Annotated in this window: 1 protein-coding gene; it reads right to left on the minus strand. The window is 59.2% G+C overall.

Annotated features, from left to right (window positions below; genetic code table 11):
* Positions 1-255: 30S ribosomal protein S6 (gene rpsF / locus ACLJNW_RS26650; protein ID WP_410961573.1), on the minus strand; the 255-nt coding region annotated here is incomplete at both ends.

The raw sequence follows: 255 nt of genomic DNA on the forward strand, positions 1-255 counted from the left end.
GCTCGGTGACAGCTTCGTCGCGACGCATGACCAGGTTACGGATCACGGCATCGTTGTAACGGAAGTTGTCTTCCAGCTCAGCCAGGGCCTTGGCGCTGCACTCGACGTTCATCAGAACGTAGTGGGCCTTGTGCACGTTGTTGATGGCGTAGGCCAGCTGACGACGGCCCCAGTCTTCCAGACGGTGGATCTTGCCGCCGTCTTCTTCGATGGCCTTGGTGTAACGCTCGACCATGCCACCGACTTGTTCGCTCT

The sequence above is a fragment of the Salmonella sp. SAL4457 genome, assembly GCF_046548235.1.
GTDB lineage: Bacteria > Pseudomonadota > Gammaproteobacteria > Enterobacterales > Enterobacteriaceae > Salmonella > Salmonella enterica.